General features: G+C 59.8%; 21 protein-coding genes. 14 read left to right on the top strand and 7 right to left on the bottom strand.

Going from position 1 to position 17,732, the window contains the following annotated elements:
- Nucleotides 1–158: 158 nt before the first annotated feature.
- The 5 genes from QP027_RS07090 to trmD all read left to right on the top strand — a co-directional run bounded on the left by QP027_RS07090 (nucleotide 159) and on the right by trmD (nucleotide 5,819).
- A complete protein-coding gene (locus QP027_RS07090; protein WP_284823615.1) occupies nucleotides 159–1,667 on the top strand; it encodes a SpaH/EbpB family LPXTG-anchored major pilin in 1,509 nt (502 codons plus the stop codon).
- Between the two features lie 163 nt (nucleotides 1,668–1,830).
- The gene (locus QP027_RS07085) at nucleotides 1,831–2,748 is read left to right on the top strand and encodes a class C sortase (protein WP_284823614.1); all 918 of its coding nucleotides are present in this window, start codon (nucleotides 1,831–1,833) and stop codon (nucleotides 2,746–2,748) included.
- A 3-nt stretch (nucleotides 2,749–2,751) separates the two neighbouring features.
- Nucleotides 2,752–3,633, top strand: coding sequence for a SpaH/EbpB family LPXTG-anchored major pilin (locus QP027_RS07080; protein WP_284823612.1), 882 nt, complete (start codon nucleotides 2,752–2,754; stop codon nucleotides 3,631–3,633).
- Between the two features lie 19 nt (nucleotides 3,634–3,652).
- Nucleotides 3,653–4,564, top strand: a complete 912-nt coding sequence (locus QP027_RS07075; RefSeq protein WP_284823610.1) for a class C sortase — start codon at nucleotides 3,653–3,655, stop codon at nucleotides 4,562–4,564.
- Nucleotides 4,565–4,592: 28 nt separating this feature from the next.
- The gene (gene trmD / locus QP027_RS07070; RefSeq protein ID WP_284823608.1) at nucleotides 4,593–5,819 is read left to right on the top strand and encodes a tRNA (guanosine(37)-N1)-methyltransferase TrmD; all 1,227 of its coding nucleotides are present in this window, start codon (nucleotides 4,593–4,595) and stop codon (nucleotides 5,817–5,819) included.
- Between the two features lie 27 nt (nucleotides 5,820–5,846).
- On the opposite strand, the gene QP027_RS07065 is transcribed toward trmD, so the two are convergent.
- The 6 genes from QP027_RS07065 to QP027_RS07040 form a co-directional block, all read right to left on the bottom strand.
- A complete protein-coding gene (locus QP027_RS07065) occupies nucleotides 5,847–6,101 on the bottom strand; it encodes a Txe/YoeB family addiction module toxin (RefSeq protein ID WP_284823606.1) in 255 nt (84 codons plus the stop codon).
- Nucleotides 6,102–6,107: 6 nt separating this feature from the next.
- Nucleotides 6,108–6,362: a type II toxin-antitoxin system Phd/YefM family antitoxin gene (locus QP027_RS07060; protein ID WP_284823604.1), complete on the bottom strand. Its 255-nt coding sequence runs from the start codon at nucleotides 6,360–6,362 to the stop codon at nucleotides 6,108–6,110.
- Nucleotides 6,363–6,460: 98 nt separating this feature from the next.
- Nucleotides 6,461–7,177 (bottom strand): hypothetical protein, encoded by a 717-nt coding sequence (locus QP027_RS07055; protein WP_284823602.1) that lies wholly within the window; start codon nucleotides 7,175–7,177, stop codon nucleotides 6,461–6,463.
- 26 nt (nucleotides 7,178–7,203) lie between these two features.
- Complete coding sequence (locus QP027_RS07050) at nucleotides 7,204–7,371, bottom strand: hypothetical protein (RefSeq protein WP_284823601.1); 168 nt, start codon at nucleotides 7,369–7,371, stop codon at nucleotides 7,204–7,206.
- The gene (locus QP027_RS07045) at nucleotides 7,368–7,712 is read right to left on the bottom strand and encodes a GntR family transcriptional regulator (RefSeq protein WP_284823599.1); all 345 of its coding nucleotides are present in this window, start codon (nucleotides 7,710–7,712) and stop codon (nucleotides 7,368–7,370) included. Before QP027_RS07045 ends, QP027_RS07050 begins: the two co-directional genes overlap by 4 nt.
- A 2-nt stretch (nucleotides 7,713–7,714) precedes the next feature.
- Nucleotides 7,715–8,077, bottom strand: coding sequence for an SdpI family protein (locus QP027_RS07040; protein WP_284823598.1), 363 nt, complete (start codon nucleotides 8,075–8,077; stop codon nucleotides 7,715–7,717).
- A 98-nt stretch (nucleotides 8,078–8,175) separates the two neighbouring features.
- Here QP027_RS07040 and QP027_RS07035 point away from each other — a divergent pair, with 98 nt between their 5' ends.
- From QP027_RS07035 to QP027_RS06995, 9 genes are all read left to right on the top strand, one after another.
- The gene (locus tag QP027_RS07035; protein ID WP_284823596.1) at nucleotides 8,176–10,458 is read left to right on the top strand and encodes a Tex family protein; all 2,283 of its coding nucleotides are present in this window, start codon (nucleotides 8,176–8,178) and stop codon (nucleotides 10,456–10,458) included.
- A gap of 242 nt (nucleotides 10,459–10,700) precedes the next feature.
- Nucleotides 10,701–11,048: a 50S ribosomal protein L19 gene (rplS, locus tag QP027_RS07030; protein WP_284823594.1), complete on the top strand. Its 348-nt coding sequence runs from the start codon at nucleotides 10,701–10,703 to the stop codon at nucleotides 11,046–11,048.
- Nucleotides 11,049–11,172: 124 nt separating this feature from the next.
- Nucleotides 11,173–11,967, top strand: coding sequence for a signal peptidase I (gene lepB / locus QP027_RS07025; RefSeq protein WP_432418584.1), 795 nt, complete (start codon nucleotides 11,173–11,175; stop codon nucleotides 11,965–11,967).
- 1 nt (nucleotide 11,968) lies between these two features.
- Nucleotides 11,969–12,619 (top strand): ribonuclease HII, encoded by a 651-nt coding sequence (locus QP027_RS07020; protein WP_284823592.1) that lies wholly within the window; start codon nucleotides 11,969–11,971, stop codon nucleotides 12,617–12,619.
- Nucleotides 12,616–12,921 (top strand): DUF2469 domain-containing protein, encoded by a 306-nt coding sequence (locus tag QP027_RS07015; RefSeq protein ID WP_284823590.1) that lies wholly within the window; start codon nucleotides 12,616–12,618, stop codon nucleotides 12,919–12,921. The genes QP027_RS07020 and QP027_RS07015 overlap by 4 nt, the downstream gene beginning before the upstream one ends.
- 147 nt (nucleotides 12,922–13,068) lie before the next feature.
- Nucleotides 13,069–13,437, top strand: coding sequence for a YraN family protein (locus QP027_RS07010; RefSeq protein WP_284823588.1), 369 nt, complete (start codon nucleotides 13,069–13,071; stop codon nucleotides 13,435–13,437).
- Nucleotides 13,424–14,947, top strand: coding sequence for a YifB family Mg chelatase-like AAA ATPase (locus QP027_RS07005; protein WP_284823586.1), 1,524 nt, complete (start codon nucleotides 13,424–13,426; stop codon nucleotides 14,945–14,947). Before QP027_RS07010 ends, QP027_RS07005 begins: the two co-directional genes overlap by 14 nt.
- Entirely contained in the window at nucleotides 14,944–16,110 is a 1,167-nt protein-coding gene (locus QP027_RS07000; RefSeq protein WP_284823584.1) for a DNA-processing protein DprA, read from the top strand. The genes QP027_RS07005 and QP027_RS07000 overlap by 4 nt, the downstream gene beginning before the upstream one ends.
- 26 nt (nucleotides 16,111–16,136) lie before the next feature.
- Nucleotides 16,137–17,078, top strand: coding sequence for a tyrosine recombinase XerC (locus QP027_RS06995; protein WP_284823582.1), 942 nt, complete (start codon nucleotides 16,137–16,139; stop codon nucleotides 17,076–17,078).
- Here the strand turns inward: QP027_RS06995 and QP027_RS06990 are convergent.
- Nucleotides 17,041–17,523 carry a M23 family metallopeptidase gene (locus tag QP027_RS06990; RefSeq protein ID WP_284823580.1) on the bottom strand — a complete coding sequence of 161 codons (483 nt, stop codon included), beginning with the start codon at nucleotides 17,521–17,523 and terminating at the stop codon, nucleotides 17,041–17,043. The two genes, QP027_RS06995 and QP027_RS06990, sit on opposite strands and share 38 nt — an antisense overlap.
- Between the last annotated feature and the right edge of the window lie 209 nt (nucleotides 17,524–17,732).

Genomic DNA, 17,732 nt, shown 5'->3' with positions numbered 1-17,732 from the left:
TCGCGCTGGGCCATTTTGACGTCGCCCTCCTGAGCACTATCCCGGACCAACGGGACTAATGATGCAGGAATCAATCCAGCAAAATTCACAAAGTTCGCTAGGCGCCGTAAAACAATTCCCGGGCCCAGCGACCAGATTCCCAGAGAGGAACCACCATAATGGCTACCATTTCTTTCAAGCGCACAGCCGCTTTCGTTGCCGCATTCGGCATCGCACTCGCACCAGCAACCGCTGGAATCGCACTTGCCCAAACCGTTACCAACGTCCCTGTTGACCTCGGTGGTATTGATGCCAATGCGTCAGGCACCCTAACTGTTGTCAAGAAGAAACTTGCTTCCGACGAAACGCCCGGCGAGATTGCTTCCGGTGAAACCATGGAAGGTACTCCGGGTACCTTGCTGCCAGGAGTCACCTTCACCGTGCAGCCGGTCACTGGCGTCGACCTTTCCACCAACGCAGGTTGGGAAGCAGCATCTAAGATTGCAAACGGATCTCCGACCGATCCAGACCTTGCGCTGGGTGCAGCAACCTCGGCCACCACAAACGAGCAGGGTGAAGCAAAATTCACTGACCTGCCAGTTGGCCTCTACTTGGTCACCGAGACCGAGGTTCCTGAAGGCGTCGTTCCTTCTGGACCATTCTTCGTCTTCCTGCCTATGACTTCGGCTGCATCCGACGCCACCAGCGAGACTACCTGGAACTACAACCCAATCGTGTACCCAAAGAACACCGAGTCCAACGTGACTAAGGAAGTTCAGGACGCAGATCAGAATGTTGGTGACTCCATCACCTACACCATTACCTCCGACATTCCTGCTCTTGCCGGTGATACCACAATCTCCAAGTACGAGGTCTACGATGACCTGGACGAAGAGCAGCTGACCACCACCGCAGACCAGATCACTGTTGGTCTCACCGACGGCACCACCTTCGTGCAGGGTACCGACTACACAGTTGCAGTTGATCCTGTAACCCAGGCCGTGTCCATCGAGTTCACCGAGCAGGGTCGTATCGCATTGACTGATGCTAAGAAGGCTGATGCAGCTGTCCAGGTTGTGACTACCATTGAAGCTGCTGTTGGCGAGATTGGTACAACCGATGGCGTCGTGGTCAACGAAGCTAAGACTGTCACCAACAACGGTGGCGGCGGTGGCGATACCACCACGCCTTCGAACGAGGTTAAGACCACCTGGGGCAAGCTGATCGTCAACAAGACTAACGAGGATGGCGAGAAGCTGGAAGGTGCAACCTTCGAGCTGTACCGCTGCTCCGCTGGCGGAGTCCTGGAAGATTCAAACACCGAAACTCCTGAGATCGATCCACTTACAGTCAATGGTGAGACCGCATGGACCACCGATGCTGAAGGTGCCATCACCGTCGATGGCCTCCACGTCACTGACATCGAGAACAACGACGATGCAATCGAGAAGAACTACTGCCTCGTTGAGACCCAGGCACCTGCGGGCTATGCAAAGCTTGTTGACCCAATCCCATTCCAGCTTACTGGCGAGGCAAACGTCACCTACACCGCTGACGTACTCAACGTTGACGATGATGACTTCCTGCCATCCACTGGTGGCATGGGTGTTGGCCTGATCATCGCTGTCGGTGCTGGTCTGATTGGTGCGGGTGCTTACGCTGCACGTCGCAACTCCCAGACTGCATAGTCAGTTCGGAAAGCTAGTCAAGCTTAACGACGACACGTCGTCGATAAGCACCTGGCGCCGTGCAGTTCGACGTCGGAGCTAGCTGGCTAAACGGTCTGCCGCGGGAAAGACCTAAAAGATCCCGCCAAGTTTAGACACTTCATTAACAATTCGGAGAAGCACCGTGGTTACAACCGCACAACACAGGCAACAGCCACAGTCGACCGCATTTCGGCGCGTCGTCGTGCCAGCACTGATCGTGCTGCTTGGCCTCCTCGTCATGCTTTACCCGGTCGTCGCTTCCAACTGGAACAACTACCAGCAACAGGAAGTTGCAAAGCAATACGAAGAGTTGATGAAGGATACCGACCCTGAACTGCTGAATCAGCAAATCGAGGCGGCACACGACTACAACCGAACCAAGGTCGAGGGTCCGATCCTTGACCCATGGTTGGCGCATGTCAATACAGATATGCCCGAGTACCGCGAGTACTTGGAACAACTGTCGGGGCAATCGGCAATGTCGCAGGTGACGATTCCCGCCATTGATTCCAAGCTGCCGTTATACCACGGGACAAAAGAAGAAACGTTACAGCGTGGACTTGGCCACCTGTATGGCACGGCCTTGCCCGTCGGTGGTGAGTCGACACACGCAGTTCTAACCGGGCATACCGGAATCACCAACGCGACACTGTGGGACAACCTAATTGATGTGAAGGTGGGCGATGCCATCTACATCAACACCTTCGGTGAGAAACTGAAGTACGAGGTTTATGACATCCAGGTGGTCACGCCTGATCAGACCGACATGTTAGGCACCATCGACGGCAAAGACATCATCACATTGATCACCTGTACACCATATGGCATCAACACCCACCGGTTGTTGGTGCATGCCGAGCGCGTTCCGATGGATCCTGAAGACGAGACGATCGTTGAAGAGACCAACGGCTTCAAAATGCAGTGGTGGATGTGGGCTGTCCTCGGGGTTGCCGCACTCATCCTACTCGGACTGATCTGGTGGTTCCTGCGTGCCTTGCGCCAGACAAATGAAGCCAATACGAGTACGCAGCCTGTCGAGGACACTGAGGAGATGCTCTAAGCCATGAAGACAACGATGAAGAAACCACTGGTATTCGCGGCAACCACAATGATTGCCTTCGGTGCCCTTGGATTCGGCGCTGGAGCGGTCGAGGCGAGAACTGTCGTCGGCTATGTCTCACAGCAGGTGGCCGCAACGATTGATGTGAATCGCACAGTTAATCTGACGATTCGCAAGTCGAAGCCAAACTACTATGACGATGTGGCTGAAGGCGAGCTACCTCCTGCGAGTCTGGCGGGGTCAGTATTTGAGATCCGCCGAATCGACGGGATTGACCTGACCAAGGCCGAAGATTGGGATCGGATTCGGGGTCTCACTATTGAAGACGCCGCAACGATGCCGATGGGCCCAGCGATTCGGGCGACAACCGATGCTGAAGGCGTTGCGCGTTTCTATGACCTTGAGGTCGGCCTGTATTACGTCGTTGAGAACCCACCGGTCACTCCTGGACAGAACTACCGAAAGTCGGCGCCTTTCTTGATTACGCTGCCAACGGGCAATCTCGACGGCTCGACATGGGATTACGACGTCGAGGTGCAGGCAAAAAATGGGCCGGATCCGTGCGACGAGACAGATCCATGCCCGACGCCGACTCTTCCGCCAATCCCCGGCATTCCGGAAACCACAGACCCATCGGTTCCACCGACTAAGCCTGGAACTCCTTCGACGACTAGTACTCCTGTACCCGGAGAGCCTGGTCAGCCGGGCAGCCCTGACCGTCCGGGTGGACCAGACAGCCCAGGTCGCCCGGGAACCCCACCTTCATCCAACGTGCCTCGTGGCCCACTGGCCAGTACTGGCGCCAGCGTTATCGGCGTAGTAATCGCCGCTTTGGGTCTGATTGGTGTCGGTCTGTTCCTTATGCGTCGTAAGCGCGCTGATTAGTTAGATCAAGGAGTACCTGTTGACTACAACTCAGCAAATCCACAAGAGCAAGGGCGGAAAGAGAAAACAAAAGTCCGTTTTCCAGCGAGTGTTTGTCCCGCTCTTGTTGGTGCTGGTTGGTGTGGGCATCATGCTGTACCCGGTGATCGCATCGACATGGAACAACTTCGCACAGCAGAAAGTTGCTGCTGAATACGAAGAGATCATGAAGGATACGGATCCTGAAACACTGAATGCGGCCATCGAAGCGGCTCACGAATTTAACCGGGTACACACGCCAGGGCCGATTCTTGATCCATGGGATGCACGCGCGAGTGAGGACAATGAGCTGTATGCGTTGTATCTTTCGCAGCTCTCGGGTCAGTCCGCGATGTCGCAGGTGGTTATCCCTGCGATTGACTCGCAGCTGCCGGTGTACCACGGCACAACCGAGAAGGTTCTGCAGCGCGGTCTTGGCCACCTGTTCGGATCGGCCCTGCCTGTTGGTGGCGAAGGTACCCACTCGGTGATTACTGGTCACACCGGCATTACCAATGCGACGCTTTGGGACAACCTGATTGACGTCAAAGAAGGCGACGCAATCTACATCTCCACCTTTGGCGAACGCTATAAGTACGAAGTCCACGGCATTGATGTAGTGCTCCCTAATGAGACAGACAGCCTTGCGCCTCGACCTGGGGAAGACTTGATCACCTTAATCACGTGCACCCCCTACGGAGTAAACACTCACCGCCTTTTGGTGCATGCTCACCGCGTACCGATGGATCCTGAAGATGAGGCCGTATTTGAAGACACCGGATTCAAATTCCAGTGGTGGATGTGGGCGGTTCTAGCCGCAGCACTCCTGGTTTTGTTGCTGATGATTCTGTGGATCACGCGCATGATCAAGCGAGCCAAGAAGAACAAAACAGAGCAGCCCAACACGGCATAGAGAAGCTGGGTTGACTATTCTTTCTTAGGTGAGCAACCCAGCACTACGCCTTGACATCATCACCATCTTTCCCGAGTACCTTGAACCTCTGCGCCACGCGCTGCTAGGAAAGGCCATCGAGGAAGGTCGGTTGGAAGTCGGTGTGCACGACCTTCGCGATTGGGCGATGGATCGGCACAAGTCGGTTGACGATACACCACTTGGTGGCGGACCAGGCATGGTTATGAAGCCTGAGGTGTGGGGGCCGGCGCTTGATGATGTGGCGGCTGGTCGCAGTGGGGTGGAGTTGTCGTCGGCAAGCGAGCACCGCAACGATCGTTTGCGTCACGACGAGGTTGAGGGCGTGACTCCGGAGAGATACGAGGCTGCGGAAGAAGATCGTTCGAAGCCGCTGTTGTTGGTGCCCACCCCGGCAGGCCAACCGTTTACCCAGGCGGATGCGCGGGAGTGGTCGAATGAAAACCACATCGTGATTGCTTGTGGCAGGTATGAGGGCATCGATCAGCGTGTTTTCGAGGATGCGGAGAATCGTTACCGGGTGCGCGAGGTCTCGATCGGTGACTATGTGCTCATCGGTGGCGAGGTCGCAGCGCTGGTGATCGCCGAGGCCGTCACGCGCCTGATCCCGGGTGTGCTGGGCAACGCCTCCAGTCACGAGGAGGACTCGTTTTCCGACGGGCTGCTCGAAGGGCCGAGCTACACCAAGCCGCGTGAGTGGCGCGGGCTCGCTGTGCCTGAGGTGCTGCTCAGCGGTGATCACGCCAAGATTGCCCGGTGGCGCCGCGACCAGTCATTACTCCGGACGAAGTCCGTGCGCCCCGAGTTGCTTGACGACGAGCACCTGCCCGAACCACTGTCACGAGAGGATCTTTTTACTTTGAACGCCAGGGACATTGCCACCGATATTTCCGTGCTGATCACGCCCGGCGAATGGGAACGGGTGTCGGCGAAACTGCCGAAGAAACTGCGCAAGGCGGGATTTGAACCCTACGACGTCAACGCGGAGCAGGTGGATTTGACCTGCGAGCCCGACAACATCCTGGTCAACCAATACGAGCAGGCGGAAGGCCACCAGCCGACTGTGGAGGTGCTGCACCGGGTGATTATCAACGGACGCAGCGACCTTGACCTGCGCGAGGCCACCCAGGTGGTGGTGCGCGCCCTGCCGGAAGGAACCTACTGGTACGGCAGTACCGATGAGGGCAGGAAGGAGCCGGGCGTGGCGTCGGCGTGTGCCTGGAACCATCAGGGGTAGGGCTCGCTGGATCGGCGTAGGCTCCGGCTAGTAGTGGTACCTGCAGCTGAGGATCACAATGGAATCCTCAGCGTAGGAGTAGACGAGGCGGTGTTCGTCGGTGATTCGTCGTGACCAATAGCCTGAGAACTCGTGTTTGAGTGGCTCCGGCTTACCAATGCCTTCGTGGCCGTTGCGTGGAATGTCTTTGATTAGGGTGTTGATCCGCTTGAGCACTTTCTTGTCGGTGGACTGCCAGTACAGGTAGTCCACCCAACCATGTGTTGACCACGACAGAACCACTGCGAACTAATCCTCGATGAGATCGTGCGGGGTGGTCTTTCCGGAGCGGACTTCCTCGAGGGATTCAAAGAGTCGCTGTGCATTGCGAGGGGAGCGCATGAGATACGCCGTTTCCTGCATGGAATTGAAATCGTCGAGAGCCATCACAACAACCGATTCGTGACCCGCGCGGGTGACGATAACGGGTTCGCGGTTGTCGGTGACGTGATCCAGTACTTCGGCGTACCGTTTCCGTGATTCGGTGTACGAGATGGTCTTCATGCGTGCTCCTTCCCTTCCAGCCCTGCCCCTATATCCCTGTACGGAATAATGTACAGGGCTGGCGGGGGGATTTCAATAGGGAGAGCGGAGTGCGTGAACTATGCCAGCGCCTTGAAGGTACCGGCGGCCCCGGCGGCGTCATCGACGGTGATGTACAAGGTCTGCGATCCGTCGAAGTCGACGCGAATGGCCTCGCCACCTCGGGTGACAATCGCGCGCTTGTTGCCCAGGCCGCGCAGTCCGAAGCCACCCCATTCGCCGGGGAAGACCTCGTCTGGGTCGACGGTGTGGATCCGATCCAGGGCGATGGAGCGCCGCGGAATCCCCAGCGGGGAGCGGTAATGGATCCCGCGGGAGTTGATGGTGACCTCGAAATTCATCAGCGCTACCGCGAGAAGGGCAGTACCTACCATCAAGACAATGATCACCCAGTTGGCCATGGCCGTTCCCACAATGAAAAGCAGAGCCGTAATGCCCAACACCAGGGTGAGAATAGGGGTGGACGGACGGGCGTAGCCGATCCATGCCGCGGTGCCGCCAGCTGGCACGGTGACAGGGGTGGCCTCGATGTGCTGCTTGTGTGGTGCAGGTGCTGGCTGGCACAGCCACGCAAGCAGCAGCCCGGCAATAATCGCAGCGCTGAACATCAAGGCAAGCGTGCCGTAGGAAAGGACCGGGTCGCCCGCGACGTTCGCGCGCAGGATCCACAAGGTGACGATGCCAAGCATGGTCACAGATCCACCGAAGAAGCCGGTGATCACGCGCGCGTTGGTCGAGTGGGCGCCACCGTAGCGGCCCATCCACCAAAACACCACCAGGAGCAGTATTTGCTGGGCGGTTGTCAGTCCGTAGAACAGTCCGGGGAAGTCCAGTCGTTGGGACGCCCGCCGAAATCGAAGTGGGTCCCGATGAGAACAGGGGCTTGGGCGAGGTAGAACGCGGCCGCGCCGTGGAGGACAAGCGCAATGACCGCCATGGGGACAAGGGAGGTGAGCCAAAACTTTTTCATAGCGTGTCCTTGAGGTATGCGGTGATGTGGTCAGTGGTGAGGTTATGGGCTCGGGCGATCTCGGCGATTTGCTCGAGGGCCTGGTCGTCGGGATGGGTCTGTGTGGGTGCCAGGGCAATGGCCCCGCGGCCGCGGCGCAGTTCGATCCGGTGGTCGTCGCGAAGCAAGCGGTATGCCTCGAGCACGGTATTGCGATTGACGTCGAGCGCGTCGGCGAGGCGCGCCGCAGTGGGCAGGCGTTCACCGGGTGCGATCGTGCCAGCTGCAATGTGGGCGGTGATCTGGTCAGCGATTTGCTGATAGAGGGGGTCGTGGCTGGCAGGGTCCAAGGTGATAAGCATTGCTATGCATCTAGCGTGGCACGATCAGCCACGCGCGTGGACCACAGCAAGACAGAGACCTGTATCGCTAGTGCAATACCGGGGATAAGCAGCGATGCGGGCTCAGCAGCATCGGCGACTCCAACGATAGGGAAGGCGGCAGCGAAGATGACCCCCACGGTTCCAACGATGCCTGCCGCAAGCAGGTAAGGCGCGGCCGCCTGGTGGCCTGCGTGCCAAGCCTGATCCGATTTCAGCGTATTCCGGGTACGCAGACCGATGGCGCCGTTGCGGTCCAATGTTCCGCGCTTGCTGGCCGAAGCCATGAGAAATGCCACGACGGTGACAATAGCCAAGCCGAGTGTCAGTGAGATGTAGCCGCCCATGATGAGTCCTTTCTGTAGTGCCGTTCACTTCCTAAACTAGCACAACTATTACAACTAGCACAATGGTTTTTGTAGTGCTATCCGCTAGAATCGCATGAATGACATTTATTGCCCGCACGATCGCAGAAGAGCTCGGCATCAAGGAATCGCAGGTTGCGGCCGCGCTGACCTTGCTTGCCGAAGGTAACACCGTCCCGTTCATCTCGCGCTACCGCAAAGAAGCCACCGGCGGCCTCGACGACGCACAACTGCGCCACATCGACGAGCGCAACACCTACCTGGTAGAACTCGCCGAGCGCAAGGAAGCCATCCTTGAAGCCATCGATGAGCAGGGCAAACTCACCGACGAGCTGCGCGCGCAGATCATGGCCACTGACACCAAGGCCCGCCTCGAGGACCTCTACTTGCCCTTCAAAAAGCGCCGCAAGACCAAGGCCGATATCGCGCGCGAGGCCGGCATCGAGTCACTCACCGATGCTCTTATCGACGACCCCACCGCGGCACCCGAGCAACTCGCCGAGCGCCACATCACGGAAGGGTTCACCGACACTAAGGCCGTGTTGGACGGCGCCCGCGCCATCCTCATCGACCGCTTCGCGCTTGACGCCGACCTCGTCGGTGAGGTGCGCGAAACCATGTACAAGGCAGGCACCATGCGCGCTTCCGTGGTGGAAGGTAAAGAACACGAAGGCGCGAAGTTCAAGGACTACTTCGACTTCAACGAGGACTTCACGACGCTTCCCTCGCACCGCATCCTTGCGCTTCTGCGTGGTGAAAAGGAAGGCATGCTCACTCTTGACCTTGACCCGGGCGACGACTCCACCTACGAAGCCATGATTGCCCAGCGCTTCAACTTGGACACGAAGGCATCGTCGTGGCTTGCCCAGGCTGTGCGCTGGGGCTGGCGGACCAAACTGCTGGTTTCCTCGGGTCTGGATACCCGCATGCGCCTGAAGGAGAAGGCCGAAGAGGGCGCCCTAGACATCTTCGCCACCAACCTGCGCGACGTGCTCTTGGCTGCTCCGGCCGGTCAGCGTGCGACCTTGGCGCTTGATCCGGGATACCGCAACGGTGTCAAGTGCGCGGTCGTGGACAGCACCGGCAAGGTTTTGGCCACCACCATCGTCTACCCGCATCAGCCAAAAAACCAGTGGCAGCAGGCCGTCAGCGAGCTGGCCACCCTCGTGGCAACACACGGCGTGGAGCTCATCGCCATCGGAAACGGCACGGCCTCGCGTGAGTCGGAGAAGCTCGCCGGTGAGGTAGCTGATCTGATTGCCCCGGCCGGTGGGGCGCGACCAACGCCCGTGGTCGTCAGCGAATCGGGTGCTTCGGTGTACTCGGCCAGCGAAATCGCTGCCAAGGAGTTCCCGGACATGGACGTCTCCCTGCGCTCAGCCGTCTCTATCGCGCGCCGACTCCAGGACCCACTCGCCGAGCTGGTCAAGGTGGATCCGAAGTCCATCGGTGTCGGCCAGTACCAGCACGACGTGAACCAGACCGCACTCGCGAAAACCCTGGACGACGTGGTCGAAGACGCCGTGAACGCCGTGGGTGTGGACTTAAACACCGCCTCGGTGCCGCTGCTGGAGCGCGTGGCGGGCATCTCCAACACGCTGGCGAAGAACATCGTGGCCTACCGCGACGAACACGGCAGCTTCGCCAACCGAAAGCAGCTGGGAAAGGTGCCTCGCCTCGGCCCGAAGGCCTTCGAGCAGTGCGCTGGTTTCCTGCGCATCAATGGCGGTGACCATCCACTTGACGCCTCCGCGGTGCACCCCGAGGCCTACCCCGTGGTGGAGCGAATCGCCGCGACGACGGGGTTCGCCGTTGATCAGCTCATCGGCAACACCCGCGTTTTGGAGAAGCTTGCGCCCTCCGACTTCGCCGACGACACCTTCGGCGTGCCCACCGTGACCGATATCATCGCCGAGCTGGACAAACCCGGCCGCGACCCACGCCCCGAGTTCAAGACCGCCACATTCAAAGAGGGTGTGAACAAGGTCTCCGACTTGACTCCGGGCATGATTCTGGAGGGCACCGTCACCAATGTTGCCGCGTTCGGCGCTTTCGTGGATGTCGGCGTGCACCAAGACGGCCTCGTGCATGTCTCCGCGATGAGCCACCAGTTCGTCAAGGATCCCCACGAAGTTGTGCGCTCCGGCCAGGTAGTCAAAGTCAAGGTCATGGAGGTTGACACCGAGCGCCAGCGCATCGGGCTGAGCCTTCGCCTTGACGACGAGCCCGGCGCCACCAACAAACCGCAACGCGGTGGCAGTGCGCCTAAGAAGCAGGCTGGCAAGAAGAAGCAGGGGAATCGTCGCCAAGCAGAAAGCGGCTCGATGGCGGACGCGCTGCGCAAAGCAGGTTTCGGGCAATAGGTGCAGAAGGTGCCCCGCGACACCTTTTGCAAACCCGTCTGGTTTTCCAGACGCTTTTGCAGAAGGCGCATCCGAACACCTATCGATTTGGGAAAACGCCACCTGATGTGGCACACTGCGTTAGTTGCGTGTTGCCTAAAGTGACGCGCGCATGAACTTGTAGCTGACACGAACCGGTCGAGCGCCCCAGAAGGGGAGAAGCCGCCAGGGTCCTCTGTCCAGAATTGAAAAGGATTGCTTACATGAGCAACGGCATCATCGATAAGATCGACGCGGCGCAGCTGCGCGACGACGTCCCAGATTTCCGCCCAGGCGATACCCTCGACGTTCACGTTAAGGTTATCGAGGGTTCCACCACCCGTACCCAGCTGTTCAAGGGTGTTGTCCTGCGTCGTCAGGGCGCTGGCATCCGCGAGACCTTCACCGTTCGTAAGATCTCCTTCGGCATCGGCGTGGAGCGTACCTTCCCGGTTCACTCTCCAAACATCGAGAAGATCGAGGTTGCACGTCGCGGCCGCGTCCGCCGTGCGAAGCTCTACTACATGCGCGACCTGCGCGGTAAGGCTGCACGTATTAAGGAACGCCGCTAATCCAGCGCTCCTTTCACCCCCGTCCCGATTTGGGTACGGGGGTGTTTGCTTTTCGACGATTCCCAGGCGCCACCCAGCCACGCCGTGCTAGGGGCACGCGTCAACCCTGCTAAACTCGCTCTTCGTGACGAATTCAACTGATTCAGCGGACACCTCTGGCCAGGACCTTGATCTCGATCAGGATCTGGACCAAAACTCCGACGAGGGTGACGAGGAAGGCCGTACCACCCCGTGGTACATCGAAATCCCCGTTGTCATCTTGATGACGTTGGGTTTGATTTTCCTCATGCAAACCTTCATCGGCCGCGTGTACCTGATTCCCTCCGCATCGATGGAACCTACGCTGCACGGCTGCGAGGGCTGCACCGGCGATCGCATCTTCGTTGAAAAGATCTCCTACGGGCTCGGCGAGCCCAAGGCTGGCGATGTCGTCGTTTTCGAAGGCACCGACTCGTGGAACCAGGGCTTTGTCTCCCAGCGCTCCCAGAACACGTTCGTGCGCGGCGTCCAAGAACTCGGCTCCTACGTGGGCCTTGTCGCCCCAGATGAGAACAACCTGGTCAAGCGCATCGTCGCTACCGGTGGACAGACCGTGTCGTGCCAGGAAGGCGACCCCGCCATCATGGTCGACGACAAGCCTATCGATCAGTCCTATATTTTGAATCCACCGACGTACCCGGTGAATTCGGCAACCGGCTCCGACGCATGCGGCGGCGAGTTTTTCGGTCCAATCACCGTCCCGGAAAACCACTACTTCATGATGGGCGACAACCGCACGAACTCGCTCGACTCTCGCTACCACCTTGGCGACCCACACCAGGGCACCATCCCCGAGGAGAACCTGCGCGGCAAAGTCCAGGCAGTCATTTTGCCTGTCAGCCGCATCGGCGGCGTGGACGACCCAGCCATCCAGGAGTAGCGTGCGCCGGCTCAAACAGCTGCGCACCTACGAGGTTGCATTGTCTCGCGCCGGACTTGGCCCCGTCGCAGGCATAGACGAGGCTGGCCGCGGTGCCTGTTTCGGCCCCGTGACCGTCGCCGCGTGCATCCTCCCAGATCGCCCCATCCCCGAGCTTAAGGGCCTGACTGATTCGAAGAAGCTCACCGCGCGTCGTCGTGAAGCCCTCTTCGACGTGGTGCTGGAAAAAGCAGTCAGCTTCAGCGTCGTGCATATCTCAGCCAAGCTTATCGACGCCCGCGGCATCCACACCGCCAACCTCGACGGGGCCCGCAAAGCCATCGCGGCCCTCGACGTACGCCCAGGCTATGTCCTCGTCGACGCGTTTAAAGTCCCCGGCCTTCCCGCTCCCCAGTTGCCGATTATCGGTGGGGACTACACCGCCCGCTGCATCGCCGCGGCCAGCATTGTGGCCAAAGTAAGCCGCGACCGCCTGATCACCGAATTGGCCCGGGACTACCCGCAGTACGAACTCGAACGACACAAGGGCTACGGCACGAAGGCGCACATGGATGCGGTGCGCCGCCACGGTGCAAGCCAGTTGCATCGCTACACTTATGCCAACGTGGCTGCTGCCGACGCTGAATTTCGAAGGAGTACCAACCAACCATGAGTGCCGAAGAGCTGGACAACTATGAAGCTGAAGTTGAACTATCGCTGTACCGGGAATACCGCGATGTGGTCAGCCAGTTCTCCTACGTGGTTGAGACGGATCGCCGCTTCTACCTAGCCAACGCCGTCGAGCTGATCCCGCACACCGAAGGCAAGGACGTCTACTACGAAGTCCGAATGTCCGATGCTTGGGTGTGGGATATGTACCGTGCTGTCCGGTTCGTGCGCTACGTCCGCGTGATCACCTACAAAGACGTCAACATCGAAGAGCTGGACAAACCGGAGATGATCATCCCCGAATAGCTTTACCAAGCAAGTACCTGTGGATAGAAATGTTGTTTTCCACAGGTTTTGTTGCTTTTCGACGACCTCCCGCGCGAAACCTCTCATTCCCGGTCATCCTGGGAAGTGGACCAACACTTTGTCTACTTCCGGGGGGAATGATTACCTGTGTCCACATCGACTGACCACCTTTCTCTGGCGCGTCGCGGTGAGAATGCCGCCGCCGACTTTTATCTCGCCCGCGGTGCCGAAGTGCTCGCGCGCAACGTGTACTACCCGGTGGGGGAACTTGACCTCATCGTCCGCGAACCCGACGGCACCATCGTCTTTGTTGAGGTCAAGACCCGCTCGGGCCTAGGCTTTGGCAACGCGGAGTCTGTCACTTACTCCAAACTTCAACGCATGCGCCGTGCAGCCGCACGCTGGCTTCTTGACCACCCCTATTCGCCCGTCCGCTTCGATGTCTTGGCACTCAACGTGGTCGGCAGAGGGTTTTCCGTCGAGGCATTCCAGGGGGTTGACCATGGCGCTTGCTAGCACTTTCACCGCAACCGTTGAGGGCGTAAGCGCGCACCTTGTCACGGTGGAATCCAACGTGGGACCTGGTCTGCCAGGAATCTTCGTCGTCGGGCTTGGCGACGCCACCGTGCGCGAATCCCGCGATCGCATCCGCACCGCCACCACGAACACCGGCCTACCGTGGCCTCGAACCAAGATCATGGTGTCGCTCTCGCCAGCTGATGTCCCGAAGACCGGCTCGCACTTCGACCTTCCCATCGCTCTCGCAGTCCTAAGCTGTACCCATCCTGCTGTGGCGCACCGGATGCGCACAACGCTGGTAGCCGGCGAACTTGGCCTCGACGGTCAGCTTCGCGCCGTCGGAGGGGTGCTCCCCATGCTGATCGCGGCCCGGCACGAGGGAATTCGACACGTGGTGATCCCACGCGCCAATGCCGCAGAAGCCGCCTTGCTCGGCGAGCGCAATATCCTCGTCGCCGACACCTTGGCCCAGGTGTGGGAATGGGCACAAGATATGCGCGAGCTTGATCGCGCAGTGGACGTCGGGAAGTCTGATTCCGCGCCGCGTGAAGACCTCGACTTTGCCGATATCGCAGGCCAGGATGACACCAAACGCATCGTCGAAATCGCAGCTGCAGGTGCCCACCACTTGTTCATGGTCGGCCCGCCTGGCTCGGGCAAGTCCATGTTGGCGCAGCGCATCCCGAGTATCCTTCCTCCTTTGTCATCAGAACAAATGGTGGAAGCCACGGCGGTACATTCGGTGGTCAGCAACTCCGCCACCAAGGTGATCACACACGCACCGTTGATTTCTCCGCATCCAGGTGTCACACGCGCAGCGCTAATCGGCGGTGGCCCGGGGTCCGCCCGCCCCGGCGCGATCAGCATGGCACACCACGGTGTGCTTTTCCTTGATGAAGTCTCTGAAGTCTCCGCCAGCGTCATCGACAGCCTGCGAATTCCCTTAGAGGAAGGACAGGTGCGATTGGCCAGGCCTCGTCGTGAAGTGGTTTTTCCCGCGCAATTCCAATTGGTCATGGCAGCCAACCCCTGTCGCTGTGGCACCGACGACCCTCTGGCGTGTACCTGTTCTTCGCGGCAGCGCGCCACGTATTTGAACAACATTTCGGGCCCACTGCGTGATCGCATCGATATCTCCGTGGAAGTGACCAACGCCAACGCGGTGTTGTCTACCGCGCACTCGGAACCGTCCTCCGTCATCGCAGCACGGGTCGCCGCCGCCCGCGATCGCGCCGAGCATCGCTGGTCGCGCGCCGGGGTGCAAGCCACCACCAACGCCGCCATTTCCCCGTCGGTGTTGCGTCGCGACTATCCCGCGGACGAGGCAGGCATGGCGTTGCTCGGCGCATACCTGGCCTGCGGGGACATCTCCCAGCGTGGTGTCGATCGCGCCATCAAACTCGCCTGGACCCTGTGCGATCTCGCAGGAGCGACGCAACCCACCTTGGATCACGTAGCTCAGGCGATTGATCTGCGCGACACCACCGGAGTGAGGAGCGCAGCATGAGCACCTTCGATTCGTGGGCGTATCTGCGCACCGTTATCGACGGCCCATCGCCTCACCTCCAAGCGTTGTTCCGCGCGGGACGCGACGCAGACGAGATCGCACGCGGACTGCGCACCCGTGCCAGCTGGCTCGGGGGATTGTTAGGCGATACCGAACACACCCGGAATCTCAACCCGCACGAGATGCTGGACAAGGCTTCGCTTGCAGGCTTTGCCCTGATTCACCCCGATAGCCCGGAGTGGCCGGCCGAGGAGATCGACGGGTCCTTTGACTTCCTCTCGGTGTCAGACAGTGTGTCGTCGGCAAGCACAAAAGAACTGACTAAGCCACATGGCCTGTGGGTGAGTGGTAATCAGGATCTGAGGACCCTTGTGGCACAGTCCGTCGGGATCGTCGGGACGCGCAACGCAACCGATTATGGACGCAAAGCCACCGCCACACTCTGTGCGGAACTTGCCCGTCACAATTACACGGTGGTTTCCGGTGGTGCGCTGGGTATTGACACTGTGGCGCACCGAGCGGCGTTGGAGCATCAGCTTCCCACCGTTGCGATCATGGCCGGTGGGCCCGGGTGGATTTATCCTTTGCGAAACAAAGAGCTCTTTTCGACGATCACCCAACGCGGTGGCGCGCTCGTGTCTGAGTACAGCCCGGGCAGCCAGTCTTATCGGTGGCGGTTTTTAGAGCGCAACCGGCTCATCGCAGCGCTTACGCCTGGCACCGTGGTCGTGGAGGCACCGTATCGCTCGGGCGCGTTAAACACAATGACCCGAGTGAATGATTTTGGACGATTGCCCATGGCGATGCCGGGCCCGATCCAGGGGCTTGGTCAGTCGGATGGGTGCAACCAGCTGATTAAGAGGAATGAAGCAATGCCGGTCACCGATGTGCGAGACGTGCATCAGTACCTCTGCAGTATCGGCACAGTGGACGTGGAGAATCAGCTCGAACTGGAATACGCGCCGAGCCAGGTTCAGGCTCTCTCGCGCAATGAGCTACGCGTGTACGACGCGCTCAATCCCCTCGGAGACAAGGGCATCACCTGCACCGAGGTCGCAGAGAAGGCGGGACTGACCACGGCGCTTACCGTGCACCTGTTGGTGGATCTGGTCAAGCGCAACGTGGTCACTCGCGACGGCGAACATTGGGCGCGCATGATCTAGCAGAGGCAGGAGTATACTCATGTGGCATGAGTGATAAAAGGGGAGAGGCCACCCAAGTCGGCGAAGCAATTGCAGACTTCGCCGACTACCTCCGCCTGGTTAAAGGTCGATCCGACGCCACCGTGCGCGGCTACCAATCCGACCTGGCAACCCTAGAGGAATTCGCTCCCACGTTTCGCTCCTTCAGCATTGTGACCCTGCGCTCCTGGCTTGCCGACGCAGTACAGCAAGGCCTCGCCCGCACCACCATCGCACGCCGCACCGCCTCCGCGCGCGCCTTTTCCACCTGGGCCTACAACCACGGCTACCTTGAATCAGACGTGGCCGCCCGCCTAGTCACCCCCAAGATCACCCGGCCCCTGCCGCACGTGCTCAACCCGGACAAAGCCGCCGACCTCGTCTCCGCAGGCGGCAACCAGGCAGGCACCCCGCAAGACGGCACGACCCCGGAAGAGGCGGAGCTCTCCACCGCCGAATCCCAGCGTGACCTCGCCATGCTTGAGCTGCTCTATGCCACAGGCATCCGCGTCGCCGAACTGACTGGACTAAACCTCTCGGACCTCGACCTCAAACGCATGCAAGCCCGCGTCACAGGAAAGGGAAACAAGCAACGCATCGTTCCCTTCGGCAAGAAAGCGGCCGATGCGCTTACCCGGTGGATCGACCAAGGGCGCGCAGAACTCGCCACCGACACCGCTGCGCTTTTCGTCGGTGTACGCGGTGCGCGCATCGATCAGCGCCAAGTCCGCCGCGTTGTGGAGCGCGCCGGGAAAACCACAGGTGCTACCGACCTCACCCCGCACGGCCTGCGCCACACCGCCGCCACCCACATGCTCGAAGGTGGTGCTGACCTTCGCGTGGTACAAGAACTCCTGGGCCACTCATCGCTTCAGACCACCCAGATCTACACCCACGTCTCCGCGCAGCGCCTCAAAGCCGTGTATCAGCAGGCCCATCCAAGGGCTTGAGCCGAATTACCGGCCGATCCAGCAACGTCAGCGGATTGAGATACTCATCCGGCCCCGTCCGCGCACCCCAGTGCAAACCCGGATGACCATCGACAGGATGAGCAAGCTTGCCGACGACCTGACCTACCGCAACCTCATCACCCTGCGCAACCACGGCGTGCACGGGCTGGTAGGTCGTGCGAATCCCATCTGCGTGATCGATCGACACCACAGGCGTGCCAGCGACCCGGCCTGCAAAGGCGACGATCCCGTCGTCGCTAGCTACAACCTCCGCACCCACCTCGAGCGCTAAGTCCACGCCCCGATGCCCGGGCAGCCATTTCTTCTCAGGGATGTCCGCGCCGCGCAGCACCTGTGTGGCGTGTGGCAGACCGGTGGACGGATCGACATAACCCACCAGGAGGGGAGGGCACAATAAACACAGCAGAACCACGAGCCTTTTCATACTCACATCGTCACGCGTTTCCCGGTGGTGTGCTGCGACGACGACACATTCCTGTGGAGAAACTCCTCCCTGTGGATAACGCTCGCGTTTCGTTTGGCCGAAAAGCCCCCAAGGGTCTATGATTCTTGCTAGCAGTGTGTCTGTTTCCGGATTGCTTCGGATCTAACGCGCTGACTACGCGCGGCGAATCACCAGGCAACTGCCTGGCT

Origin of the sequence: Corynebacterium breve (assembly GCF_030252165.1) — a bacterium.
In the GTDB taxonomy this organism is placed as follows: Bacteria; Actinomycetota; Actinomycetes; order Mycobacteriales; family Mycobacteriaceae; genus Corynebacterium; species Corynebacterium breve.
Note: the sequence above shows the minus strand (reverse complement) of the source record. Positions and strands in the feature narration are given on the sequence as shown.

Coding starts and splice junctions, on each gene's coding strand:
- QP027_RS07090 (WP_284823615.1), top strand. CDS start 159: ATGGCTACCATTTCTTTCAAGCGCACAGCCGCTTTCGTTGCCGCATTC.
- QP027_RS07080 (WP_284823612.1), top strand. CDS start 2,752: ATGAAGACAACGATGAAGAAACCACTGGTATTCGCGGCAACCACAATG.
- QP027_RS07060 (WP_284823604.1), bottom strand. CDS start 6,362: ATGAAGACCATCTCGTACACCGAATCACGGAAACGGTACGCCGAAGTA.
- QP027_RS07050 (WP_284823601.1), bottom strand. CDS start 7,371: ATGAAAAAGTTTTGGCTCACCTCCCTTGTCCCCATGGCGGTCATTGCG.
- QP027_RS07045 (WP_284823599.1), bottom strand. CDS start 7,712: ATGCTTATCACCTTGGACCCTGCCAGCCACGACCCCCTCTATCAGCAA.
- QP027_RS07040 (WP_284823598.1), bottom strand. CDS start 8,077: ATGGGCGGCTACATCTCACTGACACTCGGCTTGGCTATTGTCACCGTC.
- QP027_RS07035 (WP_284823596.1), top strand. CDS start 8,176: ATGACATTTATTGCCCGCACGATCGCAGAAGAGCTCGGCATCAAGGAA.
- rplS (WP_284823594.1), top strand. CDS start 10,701: ATGAGCAACGGCATCATCGATAAGATCGACGCGGCGCAGCTGCGCGAC.
- QP027_RS07015 (WP_284823590.1), top strand. CDS start 12,616: ATGAGTGCCGAAGAGCTGGACAACTATGAAGCTGAAGTTGAACTATCG.
- QP027_RS07005 (WP_284823586.1), top strand. CDS start 13,424: ATGGCGCTTGCTAGCACTTTCACCGCAACCGTTGAGGGCGTAAGCGCG.
- QP027_RS07000 (WP_284823584.1), top strand. CDS start 14,944: ATGAGCACCTTCGATTCGTGGGCGTATCTGCGCACCGTTATCGACGGC.
- QP027_RS06995 (WP_284823582.1), top strand. CDS start 16,137: ATGAGTGATAAAAGGGGAGAGGCCACCCAAGTCGGCGAAGCAATTGCA.
- QP027_RS06990 (WP_284823580.1), bottom strand. CDS start 17,523: ATGAAAAGGCTCGTGGTTCTGCTGTGTTTATTGTGCCCTCCCCTCCTG.